28 protein-coding genes and 1 tRNA gene are annotated in these 26,464 nt (G+C 65.0%); 15 read left to right on the plus strand and 14 right to left on the minus strand.

What is annotated here, in order from left to right; translation table 11 throughout:
- Nucleotides 1–870: a tRNA glutamyl-Q(34) synthetase GluQRS gene (gluQRS, locus tag LB525_RS19620; RefSeq protein ID WP_224546050.1), complete on the minus strand. Its 870-nt coding sequence runs from the start codon at nt 868–870 to the stop codon at nt 1–3.
- A gap of 91 nt (nt 871–961) precedes the next feature.
- Between gluQRS and LB525_RS19625 the strand changes: the two genes are divergently transcribed.
- On the plus strand, nt 962–1,621 hold the full coding sequence (locus LB525_RS19625; RefSeq protein ID WP_224546052.1) for a DNA-3-methyladenine glycosylase family protein: 660 nt from the start codon (nt 962–964) through the stop codon (nt 1,619–1,621).
- Nucleotides 1,622–1,732: 111 nt separating this feature from the next.
- Entirely contained in the window at nt 1,733–2,290 is a 558-nt protein-coding gene (locus tag LB525_RS19630; RefSeq protein ID WP_224546054.1) for an HNH endonuclease, read from the plus strand.
- Nucleotides 2,291–2,452: 162 nt separating this feature from the next.
- On the opposite strand, the gene LB525_RS19635 is transcribed toward LB525_RS19630, so the two are convergent.
- Together LB525_RS19635 and LB525_RS19640 are read right to left on the minus strand one after the other, a co-directional pair.
- On the minus strand, nt 2,453–2,971 hold the full coding sequence (locus LB525_RS19635) for a disulfide bond formation protein B (RefSeq protein WP_095767503.1): 519 nt from the start codon (nt 2,969–2,971) through the stop codon (nt 2,453–2,455).
- Between the two features lie 23 nt (nt 2,972–2,994).
- Entirely contained in the window at nt 2,995–3,585 is a 591-nt protein-coding gene (locus tag LB525_RS19640; RefSeq protein ID WP_140546280.1) for a YqaA family protein, read from the minus strand.
- Between the two features lie 332 nt (nt 3,586–3,917).
- Between LB525_RS19640 and LB525_RS19645 the strand changes: the two genes are divergently transcribed.
- Nucleotides 3,918–4,002, plus strand: a tRNA-Leu gene (locus LB525_RS19645).
- Between the two features lie 101 nt (nt 4,003–4,103).
- On the opposite strand, the gene LB525_RS19650 is transcribed toward LB525_RS19645, so the two are convergent.
- The 6 genes from LB525_RS19650 to LB525_RS19675 form a co-directional block, all read right to left on the minus strand.
- On the minus strand, nt 4,104–5,264 hold the full coding sequence (locus LB525_RS19650; RefSeq protein WP_224546056.1) for a YncE family protein: 1,161 nt from the start codon (nt 5,262–5,264) through the stop codon (nt 4,104–4,106).
- A gap of 71 nt (nt 5,265–5,335) precedes the next feature.
- Nucleotides 5,336–6,616 carry a GNAT family N-acetyltransferase gene (locus LB525_RS19655; RefSeq protein ID WP_224546059.1) on the minus strand — a complete coding sequence of 427 codons (1,281 nt, stop codon included), beginning with the start codon at nt 6,614–6,616 and terminating at the stop codon, nt 5,336–5,338.
- Nucleotides 6,616–8,019 (minus strand): lipopolysaccharide biosynthesis protein, encoded by a 1,404-nt coding sequence (locus LB525_RS19660; protein ID WP_224546061.1) that lies wholly within the window; start codon nt 8,017–8,019, stop codon nt 6,616–6,618. Before LB525_RS19660 ends, LB525_RS19655 begins: the two co-directional genes overlap by 1 nt.
- A 244-nt stretch (nt 8,020–8,263) precedes the next feature.
- Nucleotides 8,264–8,716 carry a hypothetical protein gene (locus tag LB525_RS19665; protein ID WP_224546250.1) on the minus strand — a complete coding sequence of 151 codons (453 nt, stop codon included), beginning with the start codon at nt 8,714–8,716 and terminating at the stop codon, nt 8,264–8,266.
- A 256-nt stretch (nt 8,717–8,972) separates the two neighbouring features.
- Complete coding sequence (locus LB525_RS19670) at nt 8,973–9,122, minus strand: hypothetical protein (protein ID WP_224546070.1); 150 nt, start codon at nt 9,120–9,122, stop codon at nt 8,973–8,975.
- 112 nt (nt 9,123–9,234) lie between these two features.
- Complete coding sequence (locus tag LB525_RS19675; RefSeq protein WP_095767571.1) at nt 9,235–9,507, minus strand: DUF4242 domain-containing protein; 273 nt, start codon at nt 9,505–9,507, stop codon at nt 9,235–9,237.
- A gap of 243 nt (nt 9,508–9,750) precedes the next feature.
- Between LB525_RS19675 and LB525_RS19680 the strand changes: the two genes are divergently transcribed.
- On the plus strand, nt 9,751–12,336 hold the full coding sequence (locus LB525_RS19680; protein ID WP_224546072.1) for a helix-turn-helix transcriptional regulator: 2,586 nt from the start codon (nt 9,751–9,753) through the stop codon (nt 12,334–12,336).
- A 102-nt stretch (nt 12,337–12,438) separates the two neighbouring features.
- Here the strand turns inward: LB525_RS19680 and secA are convergent, their stop codons facing one another.
- Nucleotides 12,439–15,171 carry a preprotein translocase subunit SecA gene (secA, locus tag LB525_RS19685; RefSeq protein ID WP_224546075.1) on the minus strand — a complete coding sequence of 911 codons (2,733 nt, stop codon included), beginning with the start codon at nt 15,169–15,171 and terminating at the stop codon, nt 12,439–12,441.
- Between the two features lie 263 nt (nt 15,172–15,434).
- Here secA and LB525_RS19690 point away from each other — a divergent pair, with 263 nt between their 5' ends.
- The gene (locus tag LB525_RS19690; RefSeq protein ID WP_224546077.1) at nt 15,435–16,361 is read left to right on the plus strand and encodes a peptidylprolyl isomerase; all 927 of its coding nucleotides are present in this window, start codon (nt 15,435–15,437) and stop codon (nt 16,359–16,361) included.
- 60 nt (nt 16,362–16,421) lie between these two features.
- Here LB525_RS19690 and LB525_RS19695 read toward each other — a convergent pair whose 3' ends face one another.
- A complete protein-coding gene (locus LB525_RS19695; RefSeq protein ID WP_095767511.1) occupies nt 16,422–17,015 on the minus strand; it encodes a TetR/AcrR family transcriptional regulator in 594 nt (197 codons plus the stop codon).
- Between the two features lie 191 nt (nt 17,016–17,206).
- Here LB525_RS19695 and argJ point away from each other — a divergent pair, with 191 nt between their 5' ends.
- From argJ to LB525_RS19720, 5 genes are all read left to right on the plus strand, one after another.
- Nucleotides 17,207–18,448: a bifunctional glutamate N-acetyltransferase/amino-acid acetyltransferase ArgJ gene (gene argJ / locus LB525_RS19700; RefSeq protein ID WP_224546079.1), complete on the plus strand. Its 1,242-nt coding sequence runs from the start codon at nt 17,207–17,209 to the stop codon at nt 18,446–18,448.
- Nucleotides 18,448–19,227, plus strand: a complete 780-nt coding sequence (locus LB525_RS19705; protein WP_176477018.1) for a GNAT family N-acetyltransferase — start codon at nt 18,448–18,450, stop codon at nt 19,225–19,227. The genes argJ and LB525_RS19705 overlap by 1 nt, the downstream gene beginning before the upstream one ends.
- A complete protein-coding gene (locus tag LB525_RS19710) occupies nt 19,224–19,646 on the plus strand; it encodes a (deoxy)nucleoside triphosphate pyrophosphohydrolase (RefSeq protein WP_224546080.1) in 423 nt (140 codons plus the stop codon). Before LB525_RS19705 ends, LB525_RS19710 begins: the two co-directional genes overlap by 4 nt.
- 165 nt (nt 19,647–19,811) lie before the next feature.
- Entirely contained in the window at nt 19,812–20,132 is a 321-nt protein-coding gene (locus LB525_RS19715) for a hypothetical protein (RefSeq protein ID WP_224546082.1), read from the plus strand.
- A 111-nt stretch (nt 20,133–20,243) separates the two neighbouring features.
- On the plus strand, nt 20,244–20,423 hold the full coding sequence (locus LB525_RS19720; protein ID WP_095767573.1) for a Flp family type IVb pilin: 180 nt from the start codon (nt 20,244–20,246) through the stop codon (nt 20,421–20,423).
- A gap of 18 nt (nt 20,424–20,441) precedes the next feature.
- On the opposite strand, the gene LB525_RS19725 is transcribed toward LB525_RS19720, so the two are convergent.
- The gene (locus tag LB525_RS19725; protein WP_224546084.1) at nt 20,442–21,314 is read right to left on the minus strand and encodes a methyltransferase domain-containing protein; all 873 of its coding nucleotides are present in this window, start codon (nt 21,312–21,314) and stop codon (nt 20,442–20,444) included.
- 65 nt (nt 21,315–21,379) lie between these two features.
- Between LB525_RS19725 and LB525_RS19730 the strand changes: the two genes are divergently transcribed.
- From LB525_RS19730 to LB525_RS19745, 4 genes are all read left to right on the plus strand, one after another.
- Complete coding sequence (locus LB525_RS19730) at nt 21,380–22,180, plus strand: ComF family protein (protein ID WP_224546086.1); 801 nt, start codon at nt 21,380–21,382, stop codon at nt 22,178–22,180.
- A 76-nt stretch (nt 22,181–22,256) separates the two neighbouring features.
- Nucleotides 22,257–22,526 carry a glutaredoxin 3 gene (grxC, locus tag LB525_RS19735; RefSeq protein ID WP_095767517.1) on the plus strand — a complete coding sequence of 90 codons (270 nt, stop codon included), beginning with the start codon at nt 22,257–22,259 and terminating at the stop codon, nt 22,524–22,526.
- A gap of 2 nt (nt 22,527–22,528) precedes the next feature.
- On the plus strand, nt 22,529–23,395 hold the full coding sequence (locus LB525_RS19740; RefSeq protein ID WP_224546087.1) for a carbon-nitrogen hydrolase family protein: 867 nt from the start codon (nt 22,529–22,531) through the stop codon (nt 23,393–23,395).
- Nucleotides 23,392–23,817, plus strand: coding sequence for a DUF1178 family protein (locus LB525_RS19745; protein WP_140692522.1), 426 nt, complete (start codon nt 23,392–23,394; stop codon nt 23,815–23,817). The genes LB525_RS19740 and LB525_RS19745 overlap by 4 nt, the downstream gene beginning before the upstream one ends.
- 180 nt (nt 23,818–23,997) lie before the next feature.
- Here the strand turns inward: LB525_RS19745 and LB525_RS19750 are convergent, their stop codons facing one another.
- Entirely contained in the window at nt 23,998–24,495 is a 498-nt protein-coding gene (locus LB525_RS19750; protein WP_224546089.1) for a MarR family winged helix-turn-helix transcriptional regulator, read from the minus strand.
- Nucleotides 24,496–24,594: 99 nt separating this feature from the next.
- On the opposite strand from LB525_RS19750, the gene LB525_RS19755 reads away from it, so the two are divergent.
- Nucleotides 24,595–25,527, plus strand: a complete 933-nt coding sequence (locus tag LB525_RS19755; protein ID WP_224546091.1) for a DMT family transporter — start codon at nt 24,595–24,597, stop codon at nt 25,525–25,527.
- A 157-nt stretch (nt 25,528–25,684) separates the two neighbouring features.
- Here the strand turns inward: LB525_RS19755 and ubiG are convergent, their stop codons facing one another.
- Nucleotides 25,685–26,434: a bifunctional 2-polyprenyl-6-hydroxyphenol methylase/3-demethylubiquinol 3-O-methyltransferase UbiG gene (gene ubiG, locus LB525_RS19760; RefSeq protein WP_095767522.1), complete on the minus strand. Its 750-nt coding sequence runs from the start codon at nt 26,432–26,434 to the stop codon at nt 25,685–25,687.
- Between the last annotated feature and the right edge of the window lie 30 nt (nt 26,435–26,464).

The raw sequence follows: 26,464 nt of genomic DNA on the forward strand, positions 1-26,464 counted from the left end.
CTAAAAACCGACCAATCGTCTGACGTCCTGCGGCGACATGCCCGCCTCCCGGAGGGAGGCCAGGCCGGTGTCCTTGAAGCTCTTTGACAGTTTCCTGCCGTCCGCACCGAGGATCAGGCGGTGGTGGAAATAACGCGGCTGTGGCAGGCCGAGCAGTTGCTGCAGCAGGCACTGCACCCCGGTCGCCGAATAGAGGTCCTGGCCGCGCACGACATGGCTGACAGCCTGCAGCGCGTCGTCGACGACGACGGCGAGATGGTAGCTGGTCGGGATGTCGCGGCGGGCGACGATGATGTCGCCCCAGGCCCGCGGTTGTGCTTCGATTGCTCGCGTCGCCGACATCGTCTCGTCGGTGAACTCCAGCCATGACAGGCCGGCCGTGACGCGCGCCATCGCCGCCTCGACGTCGAGCCGCCAAGCGAAAGGCATGTTGTCCGCGATCCGCCGCTTGCGTTCCTTCACCGGCAAGTGCTTGTCGAGGGGTGGGTAGAGCGGCACGCCGTCCGGATCGCGCGGCCAGTCGCGGCCGCCGGTCTCGGCGATAAAGGCGCGGATCTCGCCGCGACTCATGAAGGCCGGATAGACGAGTTCCTCGGCGATCAACCGGTCCAGCACCTCCCGGTATTCGGCGAAATGCTCGGACTGGCGGCGCACCGGTTCTTCCCAGTGCAATCCCACCCATTCGAGGTCGCGAAAAATGCCGGCCTCGAATTCGGGCGTGCAGCGGGTGACATCGATATCCTCGATGCGCAGCAGCAGGCGCCCGCCGACCTGCGCCGCCATGCGCTGGTTGAGCAGAGCCGAGTAGGCATGGCCGAGATGCAATTGGCCATTGGGGCTCGGCGCGAAGCGGAATGTCAGGAGTGTCATATCTCGGGCGGTATTCGGGTTGAAAGGCGCTTCCGCCGGTTGCTAGTTAGCCATCAATTGCCATTTCGCGGGCGCCCTGGGAACAAGCAACGTGCAACGCATCGCCTCGCTGGACGACATTGCGACAGGACTCGACGCGCTCTGCCGGATCGATCCGCGGCTGGAGACGGTGCGCGGCCGGGCGGGCGAAGTGCAGCTGCGACTGTCGGAGCCTGGCTTTCAGAGCCTCGCTTCCATTATCGTTTCACAGCAAGTTTCCCGCGCCAGCGCCGACGCCATCTTCGGGCGGTTGGTGAAGCTTGTCGACCCGCTGACGCCGCAGGCGATCCTTGCCGCCGACGAGGGCGTGTTTCGCGAGGCCGGGCTGTCGCGGCCGAAACAGCGCGGGCTGCTCGCCGTCGCTGAAGCGGTGGCCGGCGGGCTGGATCTCGATCACCTGTGCACGCTGGACGCCGGCGAGGCGATCGCAGCGATGACGGCCGTGCCCGGCATCGGTCCTTGGACGGCGGAATGCTACCTTTTGTTTGCCGCCGGCCATCCGGATGTGTTTCCCGCGCGCGACGTCGCCTTGCAGACGGCGGTCGGCCATGCGCTCGGCATCGACCCGCGTCCGCCGGAGAAAATGCTTATCCGGCTGGCCGAATCATGGAGCCCGTGGCGGGGTGTCGCGTCGCGGCTTTTTTGGGCTTATTACCGGGAATTGAAGGGCAGGGATGCGGCGCCGACTATCGAAATGGCAAAAAAAGCATGAAAATCATGCGGTTTTGGCGATTTCGACGCACGACAATCCGCTTCACATCCCTGTCATGTCGGGCTTACAGTATCCGCGCCGTTCGGTTCTAGAAGCAAGGAGGCGAAGGACGTGACGGTTGCCGTATCTCCGGATGGGCTTCCCGCGCTGGTGCTGAACGCGGACTACCGTCCGCTCAGCTACTATCCCCTGTCGCTCTGGTCGTGGCAGGACGCCATCAAGGCCGTCTTCCTCGACCGGGTGAACATCGTCGCCGAATACGAGCACGCCGTCTCTTCGCCGACCTTCTCGATGAAGCTGCCGAGCGTGGTCAGCCTCAAAGCCTATGTGAAGCCGTCCAGGCATCCCGCCTTCACCCGCTTCAACGTCTTCCTGCGCGACCGCTTCCAGTGCCAGTATTGCGGAACGCCCGAGGATCTGACGTTCGACCATGTCATCCCGCGCCATCGCGGCGGAGCGACGACCTGGGAGAATGTCGTCGCCGCCTGCTCGCCCTGCAACCTCCGCAAGGGCGGCTTGATGCCGGCCCAGGCCAAGATGTGGCCGCTGCAAAAACCCTATCAGCCGACGGTGCACGACCTGCACAACAACGGCCGCCTGTTCCCGCCCAACCATCTGCATGAAAGCTGGATGGATTATCTCTACTGGGATGTCGAACTGGAGCCTTAGAGTTCGGCACAAATTCGCCATGCTGGTCGCCTGCCGCAGCTTTCTGCGCTTCCGGTGCTCACGTACTGTAAGTACGCTCCGCTCCGGTTCTCGACGCTCACTTCATACGACTCATCCTGCCGAATTCTGTGAACGATCTCGCGCCGCCGCTTTGGTGCCGGCTCAATCCCGCGCGAGCGCGCTGCGAAAGGCGACGGCGGCGAGGACGAGGCTGGCTATGGCGTTCCAGCCGGCGAGCGACAGGCCGAGGATGCGCAGCGCTGCCTTGTCGCAGGAGGGCGGCACGAACTTGTCGAGCGCGTCGAGCACGCCCTTGCCGCCAGTGTCGACCGGACCGGCGCCGGCGGTGCAGTCGGCCGGACCTTGCCACCATGCCCATTCGACGCCCGAATGATAGACGCCGAGATAGAGGCCGTAGAGCATCAGCAAGCCGCCGATCGCGAGCAGCCCGCGCGTCACCCAGGCCGGCGCACGCAGCATCGAGGCGATCGCCGCCAGCACCATCAGCGGCACGCCGATATAGTAGGGCGTGCGCTGCTCGAGGCAGAGATGGCAGGGGATGTAGCCGCCGATATATTGGAAGGCAAGCGCCGAGCCGACCGTCGCGGCCATAGCGACGGCGAGAAAGAGCGCCGCGCGCATGCGCTGGCGTCCGGTATCGGCATTCATGGTCGCGGTCATCTATCGGGTCCGTTGTTGCGTCGCTATCCGTGGGCGTATCTGACGAGGATATAGAGCAAAATCAGGGCAGCGGCGCCGGCGCCGACAATCAATCCCAAGCGCTTTTCGATGAACTCCCTGATCTCCTCGCCATAGCGGCGCAACAGCCAGGCAAGGAGCAGGAAACGGGCGCCGCGCGCCACGATCGCGAGCCCGATGAAAAGCAACAGATTAACGCCGATGACGCCCGACAGGATCGTCACCACCTTGATCGGCGGCAGATGGGCCGCGCCCGAGGTGACCAGCATCAGGATGATGAAGCCGACGCCGGACGAGGTGCGCAACTGCTCGAACTCGTCATATTTGCCGTAGAATTCAAGCACCGGCTTGGCGACTGCCTCATAGGCATAGTGGCCGATGAACCAGCCGGCGACGCCGCCCAAGACCGAAGCGACCGTGGCGATCAGCGCGTAGCGATAGGCGCGTTCGGGTTTGGACAGCGCCATCGGCAGGAAGAGCACGTCGGCCGGCACCAGGAAGACCGAGCTTTCGACGAAGGCGATGAAGGCCAGCCACCATTCGGCTGATTTGCGCGCCGCCAGCGACAGGGTCCAGTCGTAAAGTCCGCGAAGCATCGGCTCTCCTAATGCGGTTGACGCAATTCCGGACGGAAAACCGCTGCGCTTTTCCTGGAATTACCTAATGCATGTCGCCCCAACGGCGCAGCGGTTTTCGGCCACCGGCATGCACGAGACAAGGACCCAAAGCGCCGCAGCCGCCATTATCGACCGGGCACCTTAAACATTCGCCTCTCTAGAAAGATTTCCCGCGGCGCACAATGGCGGCGGTCCTCACAAGACCGCCGGATGCTGTTTGGCCGAAGCGGCGTCGGCAAATCCGCAACAGGCCAGTTGACGAAAGGCTGTCCAACCGTATAGTCCGCGCCCATCCAGGCCGCCCGGCCTGAGCCCCTATGGCGGAATTGGTAGACGCGCTCGACTCAAAATCGAGTTCCGCAAGGAGTGCTGGTTCGATCCCGGCTAGGGGCACCATCCTTCGCTCTGCGAGCTTCGGATGGCAGGTCACTCTTTTGAGCTTCGGGTGGCAGGCCATTGCCCCTACGAGCTTCGCGTGGCAGGCCATCCCGAACGCCCTACCGCATATTCCCCGTATGCCCCTGCGAGTAGCGCCCCGGCTGCGGCCACACCGTCAGGCCATGCGGTTCGGCGCCGACGCGGATTTTCGTCACGGCGCCGCTGGTGGTGTCGATCATATAGGCCTCGCTGTCGAAGCGGCCGGAGAGCCATAGCTGCCTGCCGTCGGCGCTGACATTGCCCATGTCGGGGCTGCCGCCGCCGGGGATCGGCCATTGCGCGACCACGGCGCGGGTGGCGAAGTCGATCACCGTCACGCTGCCCGGGCCCTTGGCCTTGCCCTGCTCCATCTTGTGCGAGCCGCGGTTCGAGACGTAGAGGCGCTTGCCGTCGCGGCTGACGACGAAGCCGTGCGCGCCGATGCCGGTCGGGATGAAGCCGATTTCCCGAAAACTGTCGCCGTCGACCAGGAACACGCCGTCATTCATCATGTCGGCGACGTAGAAGACCTTGCCGTCGGGCGACAGGCGGATGTCCTGCGGCATGCCCATCCTGGAGAAGTCGAGATGGCCGAGCAGCTTCTGGTTCTTCAGGTCGATCTTGGCCAGGCCGCCGTCGCCATATTCGCAGGTGAAGATCGCGTAGGAGCCGTCGGCAGAGAAGTCGGCATGGTTGATGCCCGGGCAAGTCGGCGTCGGCAGGCTCGATTTCAACGCCATCGTCGTCGGATCGCGGAAATCGAGCTGCTCCATAGCCTCGTCGACGACGATTGCCGCGCTGCCGTCCGGCATGAAATACAGATTGTAGGGGTCGTCGACCGGAACCTGCTGGCCGGGCTTGGCCGTCATCGGGTCGATCGGCGTCAGGCTGCCGTTCCTGCCGGTGCCGTTGTTGGCGACCCACAGCGTCTTCAAATCCCAGGACGGCACGACATGCTGCGGCTTGCTGCCGACCGGAAAGCGGTCGACCTCCTTCAAGGTGACGGTGTCGATCACCGAGACGCTGTTGGAGGAGCGGTTCGGCACATAGACGCGCGGCAGTGCGCCGGCGGTGGCGGGGCTCAGATGGCCGGCCGTGGTCTGGCTGTAGATGTTGACCGGGGGAGGCGCCGGATCGGAGCAATCCTCCGGGCAGGTACCTGCCGCGACTCGAGCCGGAAACATGGCGAGCAGGACAAGCGGCGCACAAAGGCGGGCGAAGCGCAGGACGGTATCGATCATTTGGAGTGCTTTGTGATGAAGGCCGGCTGGGTCCGGCCGCCGCAAGCCATAGCCGGTGTCTCGCCGCCCATCTAGCGTCTTTTCAGCAGGCTCCGCATGCGGTTGCGCAGGATGCGCGCCATGTTGCGGGTCTCGCGGTAGAGATGCAGTTGCGAGGCGGCCTGACGGGCCAGCCGGTCGGCGTCCGGCGTCAGCCCGATCACCAGCGTGCCCATCGGCTTGCGCTCGCTCCACAGACGGCTCATCACCGGATGGTCCGGAACCGCGCAGGAATCGGTCATGACGATGTTGGGATCGTCGAGATGCTGCCTGGTCACCTCGATCATCAAGAGCGTGCCCGGCGAATAGGCGGAGAGCGTCTCGTCATAGGCCGTCTTCCAGGTATAGGCGACACCGGCCTCGACGAAGACGACCAGGCAGGCGATGGTGCGGCCGTCGAGCGTCAAGAGGTGGATGCGGCACATGTCCTGTTCGGCCAGCCTGTGCACGGCCTCGCGGGCGAAGGCGGCGCGGTAGCGGTCGATCGCCATCGCGGTGCGCTCGCGGCCTTTCCAGCCGGCCGCTTCCAGCGTCAGGAAGCTTTCGATGGCGTGGCGGATCTCGTCCGGCCCGCGCGCCACGGTGTGCTCCAGCTTGCCCAGGTCGGCGAGACGCCGCTTCAGGCGGCGGAATTCGCGATAGTGATGCGCGCGCAGCGATGCCTTGAGGTATTCCTCGCCGTCGGCGTCGCTATCGAGCACCGGACGCTCGACCTTGCCGGTGGTCACCATGGTCAAGCCGCGGCTGTCGGCAAAGGAGGTGAGCAGGCTCGCCACCGGACCGTCGAGGCGCATATCGGGCAGCACGAATACTTTTGGCAGCTTGAGATGCGGCCGCGACAGCATCGAGAAGAAATCCTCGATGACGCCGACCGGATCGTCGCGATCGACCAGCGGCGTTCCGAGCGGGCCGAACGGGCTCGACCATGTGCGCATCACCGGGACGCCGAGCGGGATCGCCGGCCGCTCGACCGAGAACGGCGCCAGAAGCCGAAGCCGGTTGCGGTATTCGTCGCCGTCGCGGATGACGGCCAGCCGCACCTCGCGGTCTTCCAGCCGCGGCATCGCCGGCGCCAGGAAGCGCGGGTTGAAGAAGACGTTCGGCTCGATCGTGCGGGCGCTGAGATAGTCGAGTTCCTCGACGAGGTCGAAGCCGGCCGAGGCCGGATAGATGGCGAGCTTGCGCTCCGGCCTGTTGCTGGCGAAGAGCTCGATATGGGCGGGGTCGACCTCGCGCGCCAGGCCGGCAAGGTTGGAAACCATGGCGCCGGCGGTGCCGCCGCTGGTCTCTTCGAGCAATGGGACGGCGGCCATCAGGCGACTTCCTTGTTTGCGGGCACGAAGATCGCCATCACGATGCCGAGCTTGCGCCAGACGGTGAAGGAGAGCGCGCTGGCCTCGAAGACCATGGCCAGGCTGGTGGCGATTGCCGCGCCCCAGAGGCCGAACAGCGGAATGAGGATCACGTTGAGGCCGATGTTGAGCGCAAGCGTCATGGCATAGACGGCGGCGCAGATGTTCTGGTTGCCGCTCATGGTGAGCAGGCTTTCGCAGGGGCCGACGGCGGCGCGCGCCACGACGCCCAGAACCAGCAGGAAGAGCAGCGGGTAGCCGGCGGTGAATTCGGGACCGAACAGCACCAGCATCGGCTCGCCCAGCGCCAGCACCATGAGCGCCATCAGCAGCGAGGGCCAGAAGGTCCAGGAGACGGTCTCGCGGGCGAAGGCGGCGAGCCGATGCGGCTCGCCATGCGTGAACTGGGCGTAGCGCTGTGCAACGCCGGCCTTGACCGCGAAATAGACGAAATGCACCAGCGCCAGCGTCTTCACCGTGGCGAAATAGACAGCGACGTCATTGGGGTCGAGATAGGCGCCCACCATCAGCACGTCGGCATTGGTGAGCAGGAAGAAGAAGCCCTCGACCAGGAAGATCGGCAGCGAAACGAGGATCCACTGGCTAAAATGCACCGCCATCGGCCCGGCCGGGATCTTTTTCTCCATGCGCGAGGTGACGGCCATCAGCTGACCGAGCGTGGTGACATAGGTTGCGGCGATGGAGGCGAAGATCGCGGTCTTGGCGTCGGGCACATAGTGCAGGCCAAGCATCAGCGCCATGAACGCCAGGATCAGCACCGGCCGCACCAGATAGGTGGGCGACAGCGCCAGCAGCGCCCAGGAATTGGCGCGCGCCAGCCCCTGAAGAAGATCGCCGAGCGCGATCATCGGCAAACAGATGACACCAAGGATGAAGGGGATGACATAGTAGTTCTCGATCCAGTCCGAGGCGAGCCAGACGCCAAGCGCGCCGAGGCCTGCCACCAGCGTCGAGGCGACGAGCACGAACAGGCGGCTCGCCTGCACGATGCCGCGCAGCTCGGCCAGCATGCCGCGCTCGCGATATTCGGGGATGAAGCGGATGACCGAGGTGTGGAAGCCGAGGCAGGCGAGATTGCCGACGATGACCATCGTCACCCAGACCAGCACCGAGATGCCGTATTCGAACGAACCCATCCAGCGTGCCATCAGCACCTGGCTGACAAAGGCGATGAAGGCGCTGACGATGCGGATGGAGAAGGCGATCAGCGACATGCGCCCGGCTTCGCCGCGCTCGTCGGCGGTGGACAGGACGGCATCGATGCGGCCAAGCAATGGCCGCATGCGCAGCGCCCAGCGCTGCGGCAGGAACCGCCCGGCAGTCGTTGCCGCGGAAAAGCGCACCCCGAATACTCTCCGTTTTCCGCCTCTTTCCAAGGTTTCGGTCTATCCGAAACACCTTAAGAAAGGGTGGGTGGAGTGCGGGCTTTTCCTTCTCCCCTTGTGGGAGAAGGTGTCGCCGAAGGCGACGGATGAGGGGTATTCCAGGGAACGCAGACCTCTCACTCCGCTGGAACACCCCTCATCCGTCTCGGCGCTATCGCGCCGATCCACCTTCTCCCACAAGGGGAGAAGGCAAGGGCGCTGCTCACATCCCCTGCATGGCGTCGCAGGACACATTCGGGTTCATGTCGGCGAAGGCGCCGGTGGGGTTCTGCTTCCAGGCCCAGACATGCAGCTCGTAGAATGGGCCGAGGCCGTAGCGGTTGGGCGCGGTGTTGAAGTTGAACAGATGGCCTTCGAGCGAGGCCGGGCCCTTCGCGGTGATGTATTCGACCGCGATCAGCTTCAGCGTGCCGTCGGCCATCGGCTCGTACATCACGGCTTCCGGCTTGGCGACGTCGACGGCGTCGTCCTTCAGATAGGCGGCGTTGACGTAGTGGATGCCCATGGCGCCGCCGGTGAGGCCGCTGGCGCAGGGGATCGGCGCGTAGCCTTCGGCTTTCGCCACGGCGACGTCCTCGAAGCGGCTGTCCAGCGCTCGCACTTTTTCGGCGAGCGGATTGACGGTTTCGGCCGTGGCCGCGCCCGCTATCAGCATGATGATCGAGGCAGAAGCGCCGATGACGCATTTGATTAAGATCTGAATGTTCATTTGTCTCTCCAATTGAGGCGCGCAAGCGGCGGCAGTCGGCCGGTAAAGGCCAACTCCGAACGCCGGCGGCGCTGTCGCTAAAAAGGATGGTCGCTGATCCCGACCAGAGCGGTTCACCGAACGAACCGCTCCAAGTGTTTGTTTTGCGCAATTCCGGACGGAAAACTGCTGCGCAGTCTTCCTGGAATCGCCCGGTGCGGGATCAGCTGTGATGCCACCAATATTCCCAGTATTCGCGCGGGTTTTCCCGCTCGTGCAGGCCGATGTCGCGTCTCAGGTAGTCGTCCTGCGGCGGCAGAAAGCGTCGCCGGTTTCGCAGCGGCGAAAGCAACGCCGACACAGCCCGTCGCATGAAGCCGCGCCGTGACGGGACGATGCCCGCCGCGGCGGATACAGTCTCGTCCTCTGGCTCGGCGTCAGGTCCGCTGGCGACGGGTATGGTCTGCCCGACATGGTCTGCCCGATCAGCGATAAAAGTAGGGGTCGAGGACCCGGACCTCCGTGATCTTGTCGACGGGAAGCGAATTCTTCTGCGCGGTGCTGCGGATCGCCTCGGGCGAGGGCGCATCGTAGATGCAGAAGCTCTTGCTCTTGTCCGGCGAGACGAAGGATTGCACCCAGGTGACGCCTTTCTCGGCATTGCGGGCGATAACGCCGCCCATCGCGGTTGCGCCGGCATCGTTCATCGGCACGTGAAGTCCATCGGGGAAGGTACGTTCAATCAGGTAACGAGGCACGATCGGTTTCCTTTCATTGGTGAGTTGCGCTCGGTTCAAGCGCGACCCAGCAGAAATCACCTTCGCGGAAGGCGCGCATCGGAGCCATTCCCCATATTAGCCGGGACGAATCCCTATCTTTGCGACGTTTTATGTGGAAGATGGCACCTCAGTGTGTGGAAAGTCACATTGTCGCGCCGTTTCCCAGGCTATCGCGGCGGCGGCCCGCCACGATGGAAATTCTGATTTGGCGAGAGAGTGACAATGCTTCTGGAACGGCAGACGCAGCTGCAGCAAATGGATGCCTTGCTGGCGGATGCAACAGGCGGGCGCGGCCGCGTCGTGGTCCTGTCGGGGGAGGCCGGCGCCGGCAAGACGGCGCTGGCCGAGGCGTTCGCAAGCCGCTTGGGCAACGACCTGACCGTGCTTCGCAGCGCCTGCGAGGATCTCTCCATTCCCGATCCCCTGGGGCCGCTTTACGATCTGGCGCGCGAGGCGCAGTGGGAGCCGCCGCTAGCGATCGACGACCGCCAGGTGCAGCGGCTGCCCTTGTTTTCCGAGGCGCTCGACGTTTTCGAGGCGAAAGGTCCATCCCTGCTCGTCATCGAGGACCTGCACTGGGCCGATGATGCGACGCTCGATTTCGTGCGTTTCCTCGGCCGGCGCATTGCAAACACGCACATCCTGCTTCTGATCACGGCGCGCACCGACCGCAGCGAAGGACAGATGCGCGTGCGCCGGGCGCTCGGCGAGATACCGGCCGGCAACATCCAACGCATAGAAGTGCCGCTGCTCAGCGAAAGCGCGGTGCTCTCGCTCGCCGCGGCGGCCGCGCGCGACGGCGACGCGATCTACCGCGCAACGGCGGGAAACGCCTTCTTCGTCACCGAGCTGCTCGCCGCCGCAGTCGATGGTGCGTTGCCGGCGAGCGTCCGCGACGCCGTGCTGGCGCGCGCCGAAAGATTGTCGCCCGGCGCCCGCTCGATGCTCGACGCGGTCTCGGTGTTTCCGCGTCGCGCCGATGCCTGGGCGCTGAGCGGCCTTTGCGGGATCGCCGCCGCCGGCCAGCTCGCCGAATGCGTCGCCAACGGCCTGCTCGAGGATTTCGGCGATGGCTATGCTTTCCGGCACGAGATCGCCCGCACGGCCATCGAGATGGCGCTGACGCCCAGCAAACGACGCGAGTACAATGAGCGCGCGCTGGCGGCATTACGGGAAAATCCGCAAGTCGCCACCGCAAGGCTGGTGCATCATGCCGTGGAAGCGCAAAGCCTCGACGTGGTGCGCGAGCTTGCGCCGGTTGCCGCGCGCGAGGCATCCCGCGTCGGCGCGCATCGCGATGCGGCGGGCTATTACGAGGTCGCGCTGCGCTATGCGGATACCCTGCCGATCGAGAAGCGGGCTGAACTTTACGAAGGGCATGCCTTCGAGTGTCACCTGATCGGCCGCGTCGAGGCGGCGATGGAAGCGCAGGGCCGGGCGCGCCAGCTGCGCCAGGCGCTGGGCGACCGGCTCAAGGAAGGCGACAGCCTCAGATGCCTGTCGCGCTTTGCCTATCTGCTCGGCGATCGCGAGGCAGCGGACCGTTTCGGAGAGCAGGCCGTGGGGCTTCTGGAGACTGCGCCCGACAGCGCCGAGCTGGCGATGGCTTATTCGAACCTCTCGCAACTGGCGATGCTGGCCGAGCGGCTCGAGGACGCCCTTTCGCTCGGCGGCAAGGCGGTCGAGCTGGCGGAGCGGCTCAACCGGGCGGACATTCTATGTCATGCGCTGAACAATGTCGGCGCCGCCGGACAATGGCTGGATTTTGCCAAGGGGCGGCGCGATCTCGCCCGCAGTCTTGGGATTGCGCTGTCGGGCAACTACCAGGAGCATGCGGCGCGCGCCTTCACGAACTGCGCCTGCGTCGAGATGAACAGGCTCAACTTCAAGGAGGCGGCGTCGTTCCTGGATCGCGGCATCGGCTATTGCGTCGAGAACGATCTCGCGACATGGCGCGACTACATGCGCGGCGTGCAGGCGCAGCTTTTGCTTCGCCGCGGCTTCTGGAACGACGCCGCGACAATGGCGCATGAGGTTGTCGACGACGACGCAACGACGCCGCTGGTGCGCTATCCGTCGCTGGTGGCGCTGGCACGATTGCGCATCCGCCGCGGCGACCCGTCGGCCGAGCCGATCGTCGAAGAGATGAGGCGGTTCCTGGACAAGGGCATGGAGCTGCAGCGCCTCGTGGCGTTTGCCCAGGTGCTGGCCGAATCGGCCTGGCTTGGACAAGCCGACAAGCAGGAAGCCTTGCGGCTGATCGCGGTTGCCGAAAATCTCGCGCCAACGCCGGCCGTGTTCGGCGAACTTGCCACCTGGCGGGAACTGTTGTCGCCGGGATCCGAACCCGGCGACACGGACGGCATGGCGGAGCCGCACCGCCTGCAACTGACGGGCGATTGGCGCGCCGCCGCCAGGTTATGGGCCGACATGGGGGCGCCTTTCGAACAGGCAATGGCCTTGCTGCTCGGCGACGAAGCGGCGCAGCGCGAGGCGCTCGCCATTTTCGAGGACCTTGGCGCGAGGGCGGTCGCGCAGCAGGCGCGCAGCCTCATGCGGGAAAGCGGCGTCAGTCACATCGCGAGAGGGCCGCGACAGGCGACGCGCGCCAACCAGGCCGGCCTCACGCAGCGCCAGATGGAAGTCCTGGAACTTCTCGAGCGAGGCTTTTCCAACAAGAAGATCGCCGCGCATCTGACCATTTCGCCCAAGACGGTCGATCACCACGTTTCGGCCGTGCTGGAGAAGCTGGAGGTCATCTCGCGCGGCGAAGCGGCTGCCGCGGCGCGCGCGTCGGGTCTGGTGTGAGGCTTGTTTTCTGCGCCTGAAGGAAACCGCCGGCCCCGGCGCTGCCCCTCATCCGCCCTTCGGGCACCTTCTCCCCGTTGGACGGGGAGAAGGAAATAGGCGTCAGGCGAACGTGCCGTGGCAGTGCTTGTACTTCTTGCCGGAGCCGCAGGGGCAGAGTTCGTTGCGGCCGACCTTGCCCCAGCTCGCGGGGTTCTTCGGATCGCGGTTTTCCGGTGCGACGACGGCGTTGGTGTCCTGACGCACCAGAAGCGCGGTCTCGCCGCCCTGGAAATCATCCTCGCCGGTGGAGCCGTCGATATGGCTGCCGAACATCTCGGGCGCTTCAGGCGGCGGCGCATCGGCCGCCTGGCGCACCAGCTCGACGCGCATCAGCTGTGCGGTGACGGCCTGCTCCAGATTGCCGAGCATGGCCTGGAACAGCTCGAAGGCCTCGCTCTTGTATTCCTGCAGCGGGTCGCGCTGGGCGTAGCCGCGGAAGCCGACGACCGAGCGCAGATGGTCGAGATTGACGATGTGCTCGCGCCACAGATGGTCGAGCGTCTGCAGCACCACCGAGCGTTCGACATAGTTCATCACATCGGGGCCGAAGCGGTCGGCGCGCTCCTTGGCGGCGGCGTCGGCGGCGGCCGTGATGCGCTCGCGAATGTCATCCTCGGCGATACCTTCTTCCTTGACCCATTCCTCGACCGGCAGGTCGAGGTTGAGGTACTGCGCCACTTCCTCCTTGAGACCGGCGACGTTCCACTGCTCGGCATAGGCGTTTTCGGGGATGTTCTTGGCGACGATCTCCTCGATAACGCCTTCGCGCATCTCGGCAATGGTTTCGGCGAGACCTTCTCCGTCCATCAGCTCGATGCGCCGCTGGAACACCGCCTTGCGCTGGTCGTTGGCAACGTCGTCATATTTCAGGAGGTTCTTGCGGATATCGAAGTTGCGCGCCTCGACCTTCTTTTGCGCTTTTTCCAGTGCCTTGTTGATCCAGGGATGGATGATCGCCTCGTCTTCCTTGAGGCCGAGCTTCTGCAGCATGCCGTCCATGCGCTCGGAGCCGAAGATGCGCATCAGATCGTCCTGCAGCGACAGGAAGAATTTCGAGCGGCCGGGATCGCCTTGTCTTCCCGAACGACCTCTAAGCTGGTTGTCGATGCGGCGCGATTCGTGGCGTTCGGTGGCCAGAACATAGAGGCCGCCGGCGGCCAGCGCCTTTTCCCTCAGGCGCTCGACGTCGGCGTGGATTTCCCTTTCCCTGGCCTCGCGCTCGGGGCCCTCGGGCATGTCTCCAAGTTCCTCCGCGATGCGCATCTCGGCATTGCCGCCGAGCTTGATGTCGGTGCCGCGGCCGGCCATGTTGGTGGCGATGGTGATGGCGCCGGGCTTGCCGGCCTGGGCGACGATGGCCGCCTCGCGCTCGTGGTGACGGGCGTTCAGCACTTCGAAGTCCTTGAAGCCGTCCTTGCGCAGGCGCTCGGCCAGCTGCTCGGATTTCTCGATCGAGGTGGTGCCGACCAGCGTCGGCTGGCCCTTGGCGCTGGCTTCGCGGATTTCCCTGACGATCGCCTTGTACTTCTCCTCGACCGTCCGGTAGACCTCATCGTCCTCATCCTTGCGGATGACCGGCAGGTTGGTCGGGATTTCGGTGACCTCGAGGCCGTAGATGTTGCCGAATTCCTCCGCCTCGGTCAGCGCCGTGCCGGTCATGCCGGCAAGCTTCTTGTAGAGGCGGAAATAGTTCTGGAAGGTGACGGAGGCCAGTGTCTGGTTCTCGGGCTGGATCTGCACGTGCTCCTTGGCTTCGAGCGCCTGGTGCAGGCCTTCCGAATAGCGGCGGCCCGGCATCATGCGGCCGGTGAACTCGTCGATGATGACGATCTCGCCGTTGCGCACGATGTAGTCCCTGTCCTTCTGAAACAACAGATGCGCCTTCAGCGCGTTGTTGACGTGATGGACGATGGCGACGTTCTCGACGTCGTAGAGCGACTCGCCCTTCAACAGGCCGGCGTCGCGCAGCATGTTTTCCAGCTTCTCGGTGCCGTCCTCGGTGAAGATCGTCGTCTTCTGCTTCTCGTCGACCTCATAGTCGGCCGGGCCGAGCTTCAGCATGAAGGCGTCGATGGTGTTGTACATTTCCGAGCGGTCCTCGAGCGGACCGGAAATGATCAGCGGCGTGCGCGCTTCGTCGACCAGAATAGAATCGACCTCGTCGACGATGGCGTACGAGTGTCCACGCTGCACCATCTGCGAGCGCTCATACTTCATGTTGTCGCGCAGATAGTCGAAGCCGAGCTCGTTATTGGTGGCATAGGTGACGTCGCAGGCATAGGCGTCACGGCGTTCCTCGTCGGAAAGGCCGTGGACGATGACGCCGACGGTCAGGCCGAGGAATTTGTAGACGCGGCCCATCCATTCGGCGTCGCGCTTGGCGAGATAGTCGTTGACGGTGACCACATGCACGCCCTTGCCGGCGAGCGCATTGAGGTAAACCGGCAAGGTGGCGACCAGCGTCTTGCCCTCGCCGGTGCGCATCTCGGCGATGCCGCCATTGTGCAGCACCATGCCACCGATCAATTGCACGTCAAAGGGACGCATGCCAAGCACGCGGCGGGCGGCCTCGCGCACCGTGGCGAAGGCGGGAACCAAGAGATCGTCGAGCGCAGCGCCGTTGGCGAGATCCTGGCGGAACTTTTCCGTGCGCCCCGCAAGCTCGGCATCGGAAAGCGCCCGCATCTCGTTTTCCATGGCGTTGATGGCTTCGACCCTTGGCCGGGTCGACTTGACGCGGCGGTCGTTGGAAGAACCGAAAACCTTACGGGCGAGACCGCCGAGACTGACCATCCAATGGCCCTTTCGATAGCAATTTAGCCGTTTGCGACAGGCACCTGGCGGGCCCATCAAATCCGCGTGAGTGCGGACAAACGCAAAAAGCGCCCGGAAAACGGTTCTGGACGCCAAGTCGTTGGACAGATAAGAGGGGGCTCAATCGATGTCAACGCCGCGTTAGCCCTATCGGCAGCGCCAAATTCCGCCACAATTCGACTGATCTGGAACCCTTCCGCTCACGCGATCCTTATTGGCAATCCCCATTGGAGTTTATCTTGATGTCCCTGTCGATCCGCCGCGCCTCGCTCGCCAGCCTCGGTCTGGCCTTCGGGCTCTCGGCTCTTTGCCTCTCGCCGCTGATGGCGCAAGAGACCAAGCCCGCCCAGCCGGACGCCACGGCGCCCGCGGCTGCTCCGGCGGCGCCGGTCAATCCCAATGCCGTGATCGCCACCGTCAATGGCGAGAAGCTGACCGAGGCCGATCTTCGGCTCGCCGAAGGCGAACTGTCGCAGCAGTTCGCGCAACTGCCGCCTGAACAGCGCCGCGCGGCGGCCCTCTCGGCGGCGATCGAAATCCGCGTCATGGCCAAGAAGGCCGTCGACAGCGGCCTCGACAAGGACGCCGACTTCCAGCGCCGCATGGCTTTCCTGCAGGCGCGAGCCCTGCATGGCGAGGTCGTCGAGAAGGAAGTGGTCGACAAGGTGACGGACGCCGAAGTGCGCGCCCGCTATGACCAGGAGATCGCCAACACGCCGCCGGTCAACGAAATCCATGCCCGTCACATCCTCGTGAAGACGAAGGAAGAGGCCGAGGCGATCATCAAGCAGCTCGACGGCGGCGCCGATTTCCAGAAGCTCGCCAACGAACACACCAGCGATCCGAGCGGCAAGACCAGCGGCGGCGATCTCGGCTGGTTCGGCCCCGGGCAGATGGTGCCAGAATTCGACAAGGCGGCGTTCGCGCTCGACGTCGGCAAATATTCGAAGGAGCCGGTGCAGTCGCAGTTCGGCTGGCACGTCATCAAGGTCGAGGACAAGCGCGCCAAGCAGCCGCCGGCCTTCGACGACGTCAAGGACCAGGCCAAGCAGGCGGTGATCCGCGACAAGTATTTCGCCATGGTCAAGGAGCTGCGTGCGGCCGCCAAGGTCGAGATCCCGGACGAGAAGCTCAAGAAGGACATCGACACGCTGGAAGCCGGCAAGTAATCCGCTTGCGGCTGGATAATTCTGAAAGGGCGCCCGAGGGCGCCCTTTCGTTTTCGGGGGTCAAGCGTTCATTATGCCCCGCGTGATGTAGCGAATGGCGGCGCGGATCGCCGCCTTGTCCTCGTCGAGCCGTTCGGTCAGCAGATGCCGCCAGGCGAAAGAAGCGACCAGGTCGGCCACGATCCCGGCATCGACATCGGCCGCCACCTCGCCCCGCGCCTTGGCGCGCTCGATCATCCGGCCGGTATGGCTGCGGCGTCCTTTTGAATATTCGGCAAGCGCGGCCGCGGCCGTCTCGTCCGACTGCGCCTCTGCGATCAGCGAGCGGAAGATGTTGCCCGACGGGGTGTCGCGCCAGTGCGCGAACAGATTCTCGAGGAAGCCGGCCAGATCGTCCTCGACGTTTCCGGTATCGGGCGTCTCGACGCGCTTCTGCCGCTGGTAAACCTCGATCAGCAGGGCCGCCTTGCTCGGCCACCAGCGATAGATGGTCGGCTTTCCCGCCCGCGCCCGCCGGGCGACGGCCTCGATCGAGAAGCCGGCATAGCCCGCCTCGCGCAACACCGCCTCGGCGGCATTGAGGATGGCATCGGCGCTCTCGGGACTGCGTTTTGCGCCGATCGACTTGCGCCCGCGAGCGGCGGCTTCGCCCATCGAGGTCTTCCTTGGTCGGTGAATCTGCGGCCGATCATATTGGCTTCGGTGACGAAACGAAACGACGTGTTTCCAATTGCAAGGCCGCCGGCCAAGCCGGCAAGGCGCGGCCAGAACGCCTCTTGCGCCGGCGCGCGCTATCGGGCAAACCGGCTTCCTTCCTTTCGTGTTCTTGCCGCTCCGGGATACCGATGTCTGCTACGATTTCGCCGCTCGCACCGAAGAAATATCCGAAGATGCCGGTCATCGAGGGTGTGCGCATCGCGACCGCCGAAGCCGGTATCAAGTACCGCAACAGAACCGACCTGCTGGCCATGGCCTTCGATCCGGGCACGGCTGTCGCCGGCGTGTTCACCAGGTCGAAATGTCCGTCGGCGCCCGTCGACTTCTGCCGTCAGAACCTGCCCGCCGGCAAGGCGCGTGTCCTGGTGGTCAATTCCGGCAATGCCAACGCCTTCACGGGCAAGAAGGGCCAGGCTTCGACCGCGCTGACCGGCGAGGCGGCGGCGAAGGCCGCCGGATGTTCGCAGAGCGAGGTGTTCCTGGCCTCGACCGGCGTCATCGGCGAGCCGCTCGACACGACCAGATTCAGCCATCTGCTCGCCGGCCTGATCAAGGACGGCAGGCCGGATCAGTGGACCGAGGCGGCCAAGGCGATCATGACCACGGACACCTATCCGAAGGTGGCGACGGCGACGGTCAAAATCGGCGACACCGACGTCACCATCAACGGCATCGCCAAGGGCGCCGGCATGATAGCGCCCGACATGGCGACGATGCTCTCCTTCATCGCCACCGACGCGCCGATCGCAGCTCCCGTGCTACAGGACCTGCTGTCGCGCGGCACGGCCAAGACCTTCAATGCGGTGACCGTCGACAGCGACACCTCGACCAGCGACACGCTGCTCTTCTTCGCCACCGGCAAGGCCGCGGCGCGCGGCGCGCCGCCGATCGGCGACCCCAAGGACGCGCGGCTCGGCGCCTTCCGCCGGGCGCTCGGCAAGGTGCTGAAGTCGCTGGCGCTGCAGGTGGTGCGCGACGGCGAGGGCGCGCGCAAGCAGGTCGAGGTCACCGTCACCGGCGCGAAATCCGCCCGCTCGGCCAAGCGCATCGCGCTCTCGATCGCCAACTCGCCGCTGGTCAAGACGGCCGTCGCCGGCGAGGACGCCAATTGGGGCCGCGTGGTCATGGCCGTCGGCAAGGCCGGCGAGCCGGCCGACCGCGACCGGCTGTCGATCTGGTTCGGCGACAACCGCCTGGCGCATGAGGGCGAGCGCGATCCGGCCTATTCGGAGGAAGCGACCTCGGCCTATATGAAGCGCGACGATATCCGCATCCGCGCCGATCTCGGCATCGGCCGCGGCAAGGCGACGGTGTGGACCTGCGACCTCACCAAGGAATATGTCGCCATCAATGGCGATTACCGGAGCTGATGGCGCCGGTGTCGAGGCATCCGGCAAGCGTGCTCGCGGTTGTGCGTCGCTACGAGGCGGCGGGTTTTCGCGCCTGGCCGGCGGCCGCCGTCCATTATGACGGGACCTGGGTCGTGCGGCTGACCGCAGGTCTCCCCGCCAAGCGCCTCAACTCGGTCAATCCGCTCGATCCGGGCGACACGCACGCCATCGAAGAGCGCATCGGCCGCGCCGCAAGACGCTTCGACGCCTATGGCAGGCCGCTCACCTTTCGCATGTCGCCGCTGTCGGGACAGGTCTTGTCCACGCATCTCGACAAGGCCGGCTGGAACATGTTCGACGAATCTTTGGTGATGCGGTTGCCGCTGAAGGAGGTCGAGCTTGGCGCGGCCATGGACCAGATTCCGCTCAAGGACATCAGCCGTTTCATCGGCGCTTCGCTGAGGACGAGCGGCTCGGACGCCTCGCTGCGGCCCGGCCTGTCCGAGGTCATCGGCGCCATCCAGCCGGAAGCGGGGCTGTTCGCGCTCGAGGACGGCAACGAGCCGCTGGCGACGCTGATCTGCGTTCATGACGGCGATCTCGCGGGTCTGTTCGAGGTCGCCACCGAAAAGTCGGCGCGCAAGAAGGGCCATGGCCGCAATCTCATCCTGTCGGCGCTGAAATGGGCACGGCTGCGCGGCGCGCGGGAGGCCTGGCTACAGGTCGAGGCCGGCAATCTGCCGGCGCTCTCGCTCTACCGGTCGCTCGGCTTCGAGGAAGTCTATCGCTACCACTATCGTCGGCCGCCGGGCGCATGAGCGAGGTCAAGCCGGCCGGAAAGCGACTGCTGCTGGTCGCCGCCTGCGCGCTGGTCGATACCGACCGGCGCGTGCTTCTGGCGCAGCGCCCGCAGGGCAAGCAGCTTGCCGGTCTGTGGGAGTTTCCAGGCGGCAAGGTCGAGCCCGGCGAGACGCCGGAGGAGTGCCTGGTGCGCGAGTTGCATGAGGAACTCGGCATCGAGACCGAGATCCCATGCCTGGCGCCGCTCACCTTCGCCAGCTACTCCTATGACGATTTCCATCTCCTGATGCCGCTCTATGTCTGCCGCCGCTTTCGTGGTATCGCGCAGCCCAGGGAAGGCCAGGGGCTCAAATGGGTCAGGCCGCGGCAGATGCGCGACTATCCGATGCCGCCGGCCGACGCGCCGCTGATCCAGTTCCTCATCGACCTTTTGTAGTTTCGCGCCGACTTGGCGGCAGGTCGGCGTTTCCCGGGCGGCCGAGTGTTTCCGCACGTTTCCGGGAGCTGGTTTAGTCAGCATTAATGGAAGATTTATCTCGACGTGAAAAATTGCGCGAGGCCGCTTCGCGCGGCGATGTCGTCGATGACTGGGAAACACGGCATGAGCCTTGAAAGAGACTGGGATTCGATCCGACCTGACCGGGGATTTCGCGCGGTGGACGCCGGCATGGGCATCCTGCGGATCACGCTTCTCTTCGGCTCGGCGGCGGTGGCGCTGGCGCTGATCGCAACGCCTTTCCTGGACAACCAGACCCGGCCGCAGAGCGTTCGCGACGGCTTCGCGGGCGGGCTCGACATGACCGCGACCGGATCGATCGGCCACCGCCCCAATACATATACGGTGCGCCGCAGCGTGCTGCAGCCCTTTCCCAGTTCAATCTGCGTCATCCGCAATGACGGCAGCCGCAGCGGCGAGTGCTGACTTGGTTAATGATTTTCCGGCGCGACGGCGTTTCACTCGCTGTTAAGCTTTTGCCGTTAACCTTTCTTAACGGGTAGGGCATTAGAGTTTCTGCATGAGGGATCGGTGATCATGAAAAACCTGCTGCAGCAATTCATTCAAGACGAAACGGGCGCTACGGCCGTCGAATATGGTCTGATCGTCGCGGTGTTGTCGCTGGCCATCATTGCCGGGGTCAAACAGGCGGCAGACGGGCTGGTGTGGCTGTTCACCGACAACAACAGCAAGCTTGCCAACGCCTTCGCTCACTGACGGCATCACGGGGGGCACTCAGGTCCTAGACGGGTTCTCCAGGACCGCCTTGAGCGAGACCTTGGCGGATCCCGGCTTGAGCGGCTTTTGCTGCGAGGCGTCGGGCGCCCAGCCGGACATCCAGACAATCGAAAAACTCGCGCGGATACGGCCATCCGGATCCGCGAACCGTTCGGCGTAGAGCTCCGCGGCGCGGGCAAAAAGCCGTCTGCCGACCGGCCTGCGGCTGCGATCGACGAGCGCGTTTGTTTCGCCCATGGCGCGCAGGTCGGCGGCGAGGTCGAACAGCGTGTCGTAGCGCACCGCGACCGTTTCGACATCGGCGACCGGCAAGGCCAGGCCGGCGCGCTGCAACAGCGCGCCGGCGTCGCGCACGTCGGTGAAGGGAAGGATGCGCGGGCTTGCGCCGCCGTAAAGCTCCGTCTCGGCAGCCAGCATGCTCTCGCGCAATTCCGCCAATGTGCCCGCGCCGGCGAAAGCGCCGAGGAAAAGCCCGTCCGGTCGCAACGCCCGGCGGATTTGCGCAAGCACGCCGGGAATGTCGTTCATCGCATGCATCGAGAGCAGGGAGACGACGAGATCGAGGCTGGCCTCCTCGAACGGCACGGTCTCAGGCGGCGCTACCAGGCCGGTGCCGCCGGCCAGAAGCGCTTCGTCCATCTCGACGCGCACGATCTCGCTGACCTTGCCGCTGCCGGCAAGCACGTCCACGGCCGCTGAAGTCTGACAGAACAGCGCGGCCGCCTTGCCGAAGCGGCGTTCGACGGCGCCCAGCCGGTCGGCAAGGTCCTCCGCGGCCCGGCGCATCAGGAAATCGGCGCCTTCGACGGGGCGCGCGAGTGCCCGGCGCTTGCGAGCGAGCCAGAGCTCGGTGTCGATCAAGGGCTGCAATGAAAAGCTTCCTGTTGTCCGCGCGTACCGGAGTGGTGTTAAGGTGGCGCGGGGTTTCCTTTCACGTGGCCGATCCGGTGCACAAGATCAAGACCACAGCGGTCCAGGATATGATGCGGCAGGCACTGGCCTGGCCGGCGCGGCTGTTGTTTCCGCCGGTTTGCGCCGGCTGCCGTCGTCATGTGTCGCAACCCGGCGTGCTGTGCGGCGCCTGCTGGCCGAAGCTTAGGCTGCTGGAAAAACCCTGGTGCCCGGTGATGGGCACGCCCTTCACGCACGACATGGGCGAGGGGTTTCTTTCCGCCGAGGCGATCGCCGATCCGCCGCCCTTCGAGCGGGCGCGGGCCGCCGTCCTCTATTCGGGCGTCGCGCGGCAGATGGTGCAAGGGCTGAAATATCAGGACCGAACCGACCTAGCGCCCTGGATGGCGAACTGGATGATGCGGGCCGGCGCCGAGCTGATTGCGGAGGCCGACCTGGTCGTGCCGGTGCCGTTGCACTGGCGGCGCTTCTTCCGGCGCCAGTTCAACCAGTCCGCGGAACTCGGTCGGGCCGTTGCAAAGCTCAGCGGGCTGCCCTTCTCGCCATCCGCGGTCAGGCGCGTGAAGCTGACGCGCCAGCAGGTCGGGCTCGAACGGCACGAGCGCGAGGAGAATGTGCGCGCCGCGTTTCGCGTGCCGCCGGACGCTGAAATCGAGATAGCGGGGCGCCGGGTGCTCGTGGTCGACGATGTCTACACCACCGGCGCAACGGTGCGGGCCGTCGCCAAGGCGCTGAAGAGGGGCGGCGCCGGAGCGGTCGACGTGCTGACCTTCGCGCGCGTCCTGCCGGGGGACTTCCGGGCCGATGAGTCTGCAACTATATAGTGCTTAAGTTGTTGTTTTGGTGCATGTCGTTTTCGCGCAACTGTCGGGCGACGTGGATAGGCAGGATTGCTGATTGATGGTCGATGTGACGATCTATACGCGCATGATGTGCGGTTACTGCACGGCCGCCAAGCGGTTGCTCGAGCGCAAGGGCGTGACCTATACCGAGCACGATGCCTCATTCTCGCCGGCATTGCGTCAGGAAATGATTTCACGGGCGCATGGGCGCACCACTTTTCCGCAGATATTCATCGGCGACACGCATGTTGGCGGCTGCGACGATCTCCATGAATTGGAGTCGCAGGGGCGGCTGGACGTGCTGCTTGCCAACGAAGCGAGGGCTTGATCATGGGTGTTTTCAAGGCGGCGGCGGTGCAGATGCGTTCGGGGACCAGCCCGGAGCGCAATGCGGCCGACATGGAAAGACTGGTCCGCGATGCTGCACATCAGGGTGCCACCTACGTCCAGACGCCGGAAATGACCGGTGCGCTGATCCGCGACAAGCAGGCGGGGGCGGCCGCCTTCACCACCGAAGACAAGGACGTGGTCGTCGCGACTGCGCGCAAGCTGGCGAAGGAGCTCGGCATTTATCTGCATGTCGGCTCGACGGCGATTCTGCGCGCCGACGGCAAGCTCGCCAACCGCGCGTTCCTGTTCTCGCCCGACGGCGCCCTTATTGCCGGTTACGACAAGATCCATATGTTCGATGTCGATCTCGACAATGGCGAGAGCTGGCGTGAATCCGCCTCCTACGAGCCGGGAACGGAAGCGGTCGTGACCGATATCGAGGGGACGATGCTGGGCTTCGCAGTGTGCTACGACCTGCGCTTTCCGCAGCTGTTTCGCGCCGAGGCGATGGCCGGGGCCGAGGTGCTGACGGTGCCGGCCGCTTTCACGCGCCAGACCGGAGAGGCGCATTGGCACGTGCTGTTGCGCGCCCGCGCCATTGAGAACGGCGCCTATGTCATCGCCGCCGCGCAGGGCGGCCTGCATGAGGACGGGCGCGAAACTTATGGCCATTCGCTGATCGTCGATCCGTGGGGGCGCATCGTCGCCGAGGCCGCGCATGACGAACCCGGGGTGATCGTCGCCGAGATCGATCCGGCGCAGTCGCTTGCCGCGCGCCGCAAGATCCCCAATCTGAAGAACGCGCGGGATTTCACCGTCAATGCCGGGACAAGCGAAGCGCCGCGTTTCAGGGGTGCCGCCTCTTGATCCGTTTTTCCCTGATCTGCGAACACGAGCACGAATTCGAAGCCTGGTTCCGCAGCAATGACGACTTCGACACCCAGAAGAAGCGCGGTTTCGTCGATTGCCCGCGCTGCGGCTCGCACAGGATAGAGAAGGCGCTGATGGCGCCCGCCGTCTCAACGTCCCGCAGCCGAGAGAAGGTCGCTTTGGCCATCGGCGAGGCGCAGAAGCAGGCGCTGGCGCAGCTCAAGGCACTGGCCGAGAAGGTACGCGAAAATGCCGACTATGTCGGCGACAAATTCGCCGAGGAAGCGCGCAAGATCCATTTTGGCGAGACCGATCCACGTGGCATCTACGGCGAAGCGACGCCGGAAGAGGCGCAGAGCCTCGTCGAGGACGGCGTCGAGTTCATGCCGATTCCGAGCTTTCCGGACGACCGGAACTGAGGTGTGTCGATATTCAGGTGATGCCGGCCTGCGAATGGCGGCTTCCTGCGCTTCCGGTGCTCACGTACTTTAAGTACGCTCCGCTCCGGTTCTCGTAAGCCACCATTCTCGGCTCGGCCTGACCTGAATCTCAATACACCTTGGCGCAAGTTCACGAAGGTGGAAAGCAGGAAGCATACGCTAGGCAGAGGTTTGGCCCAAGCTTCCGATCAGTTTTTCCAGCAGTTTCGCCAGCATGTCCCGGTCCTCGCGTGTCAGGCCGGCGAGGATTTCGTGCTCGTTGGCGACGTGGGCGGCAAGCGCTTCGTTGATGAGCTCGAGCCCTTTCCCGGTCAATTGCACCACCACACCGCGCCGATCGTTGGGATGCGGCGCGCGCTGGATAAGGCCGGCCTTCTCCAGCCGGTCGAGGCGTGCGGTCATGGCACCCGACGTCACCATCGTCGCCTCGTAAAGCTCGGTCGGCGTCAGCGCATAGGGCGCGCCGGAACGGCGCAGCGTCGCCAGCACATCGAATTCGCCGGACTGCAGCCCGAAGCGGGCGAAGACCGGCGCCAGGCGGTCGCGCGCGATGAGCGCCGAGACCTCGTTCAGCCGCCCGATGACGCCCATCGGCGACACGTCGAGGTCCGGTCGCTCCCGTCGCCACTGCTCCATGGCTTTGCCTGCTCGATCCATGTTGCTCACCATAAAGTATCTTGACATAAAGAATCTTGGCATTATCTTACTGCAACAGGAACTGGCCGCCAAGCGGTCTCGCAGGGACAGGACGAACCAATGAGACTTCTCTGGGATTCAGCGATTTGGCTTCTGGTCGTGACGGGCAGCCTGCTGGGCATGACGCTGCCGTTCGGCAAGCTCGCCACCGCTGCCGGGGTGCCGGCCATGGTCTGGGCCTTCGTCATCTCGCTGGGCGCAGGCGGCGTGCTGTTTCTGGCGCTTCTACTGGGCGGCGAGCGCATCCGGCTGACCCCGCACAAGCTGCGCTATTTCTTCGTCACCGCAGCGATTTCCTACGTCATTCCCAATCTTTTGATGTTCTCGGCCATCCCGCATCTCGGCGCCGGCTACACCGGCATCATGTTCACCCTGTCGCCGGTGATCACGCTGGTGTTCTCGATCGTGCTCGGTGTCAGGCGCCCCAATCTGCTCGGGGTCATCGGCATCGCCGTCGGCTTTGTTGGCGCGGCGATGGTCGCGCTGACGCGCGGCGAGGCAGGGCAGCCGGCCGACTATTTCTGGGTGGCGATCGGGCTGCTCATCCCGGTCAGCCTTGCCGCCGGCAACATCTACCGCACCGTCGACTGGCCGCAAGGCACCGGCCCGATCGAACTTGCGGTCGGCAGCCATCTGGCCTCGGCCACGCTGCTCCTCATCGGCATTTTGACGCTTTTGGGCGGGCAAGCCTTCATTCCGCTCGGCGGCGTGCCGCTCGTGGTCGTCGGCCAGGTAGCGTCGGCCTCGGCGATGTTCGCCTTCTTCTTCCGCCTGCAGGCGGTCGGCGGGCCGGTCTATCTCAGCCAGATCGGCTATGTGGCGGCGGCCGTCGGCCTGTTCGCCGGCACGATCTTCCTCGGCGAGCACTACCAGCTTCTGACCTGGCTGGGCGCCGCCATCATCACCGTCGGCGTGTTCATCACGACCAAGGCGCAAAACCAGACCGGCGCGCCGGCGCCGGTCCGGGTCGAGCCGGCGGCGTCCCGCAGCTAGAGCAATTCCAGGAAAAGTGTGAGCGGTTTTCCGTCCGGAATTGCGCCAAAACAAAGAGATAGAGCGGTTCGCCGTTTCCGTGAAACGGTGAAACGCTCTAGTTCTCGTTGCCGCCGGCCACTGGAGGCGTGAGACGAGCGGTCCGGCTTGCCGCCGTTCAGACCGAAGCTTTCTCCGCCAGCACCATGTAATTGACGTCCATGTCCCTGGACTTCTGCCAGCGATCGGCCAGCGGATGGTAGATGACGCCGGTGCGGTCGATCACCGTGAGCCCGGCAGCGCCCAGCGCCTTCGCCAGTTCCTCCGGACGGACCAGCTTGCCGAACTGATGCGTGCCGCGCGGCAGCCAGCGCAGCAGATATTCGGCGCCGATGATGGCAAGGCCGAGCGCCTTCAGCGTGCGGTTGATGGTGGCGACGAACATGATGCCGCCGGGGCGGACCATCTGGCCGCATTTGGCCACGAACAGGTCGACATCGGCGACATGCTCGACCACTTCCATGTTCAGGATAACATCGAAGGTCTCGCCGGCATCGGCCAGCGCCTCGGCCGTGGTGGCGCGGTAGTCGACGCTGACGCCGGCCTCCGCCGCGTGCAGCTTCGCCACTTCGATGTTGGTCGCGGAAGCATCGGCGCCGACCACTTCGGCGCCAAGCCTGGCCATAGGCTCGCACAGCAAACCGCCGCCGCAGCCGATATCGAGGAAGCGCAGGCCATCGAAAGGCCGCGCCGCGCGAGGATCGCGGCCGAAACGGGCCGCAACCTGATCGCGGATATAGGCAAGCCGCACCGGATTGAACTTGTGCAGCGGACGGAACTTGCCGTTCGGGTTCCACCATTCGGCGGCAAGGGCGGAGAAGCGTTCCACTTCTCCGGCATCGATGGTCGATCGGCGGGGCTCTGGCATAGGCGGGTCTCCTCGAACGCCAAGAAGTCG

Source organism: Mesorhizobium sp. CA16, assembly GCF_020165175.1.
In the GTDB taxonomy this organism is placed as follows: domain Bacteria; phylum Pseudomonadota; class Alphaproteobacteria; order Rhizobiales; family Rhizobiaceae; genus Mesorhizobium.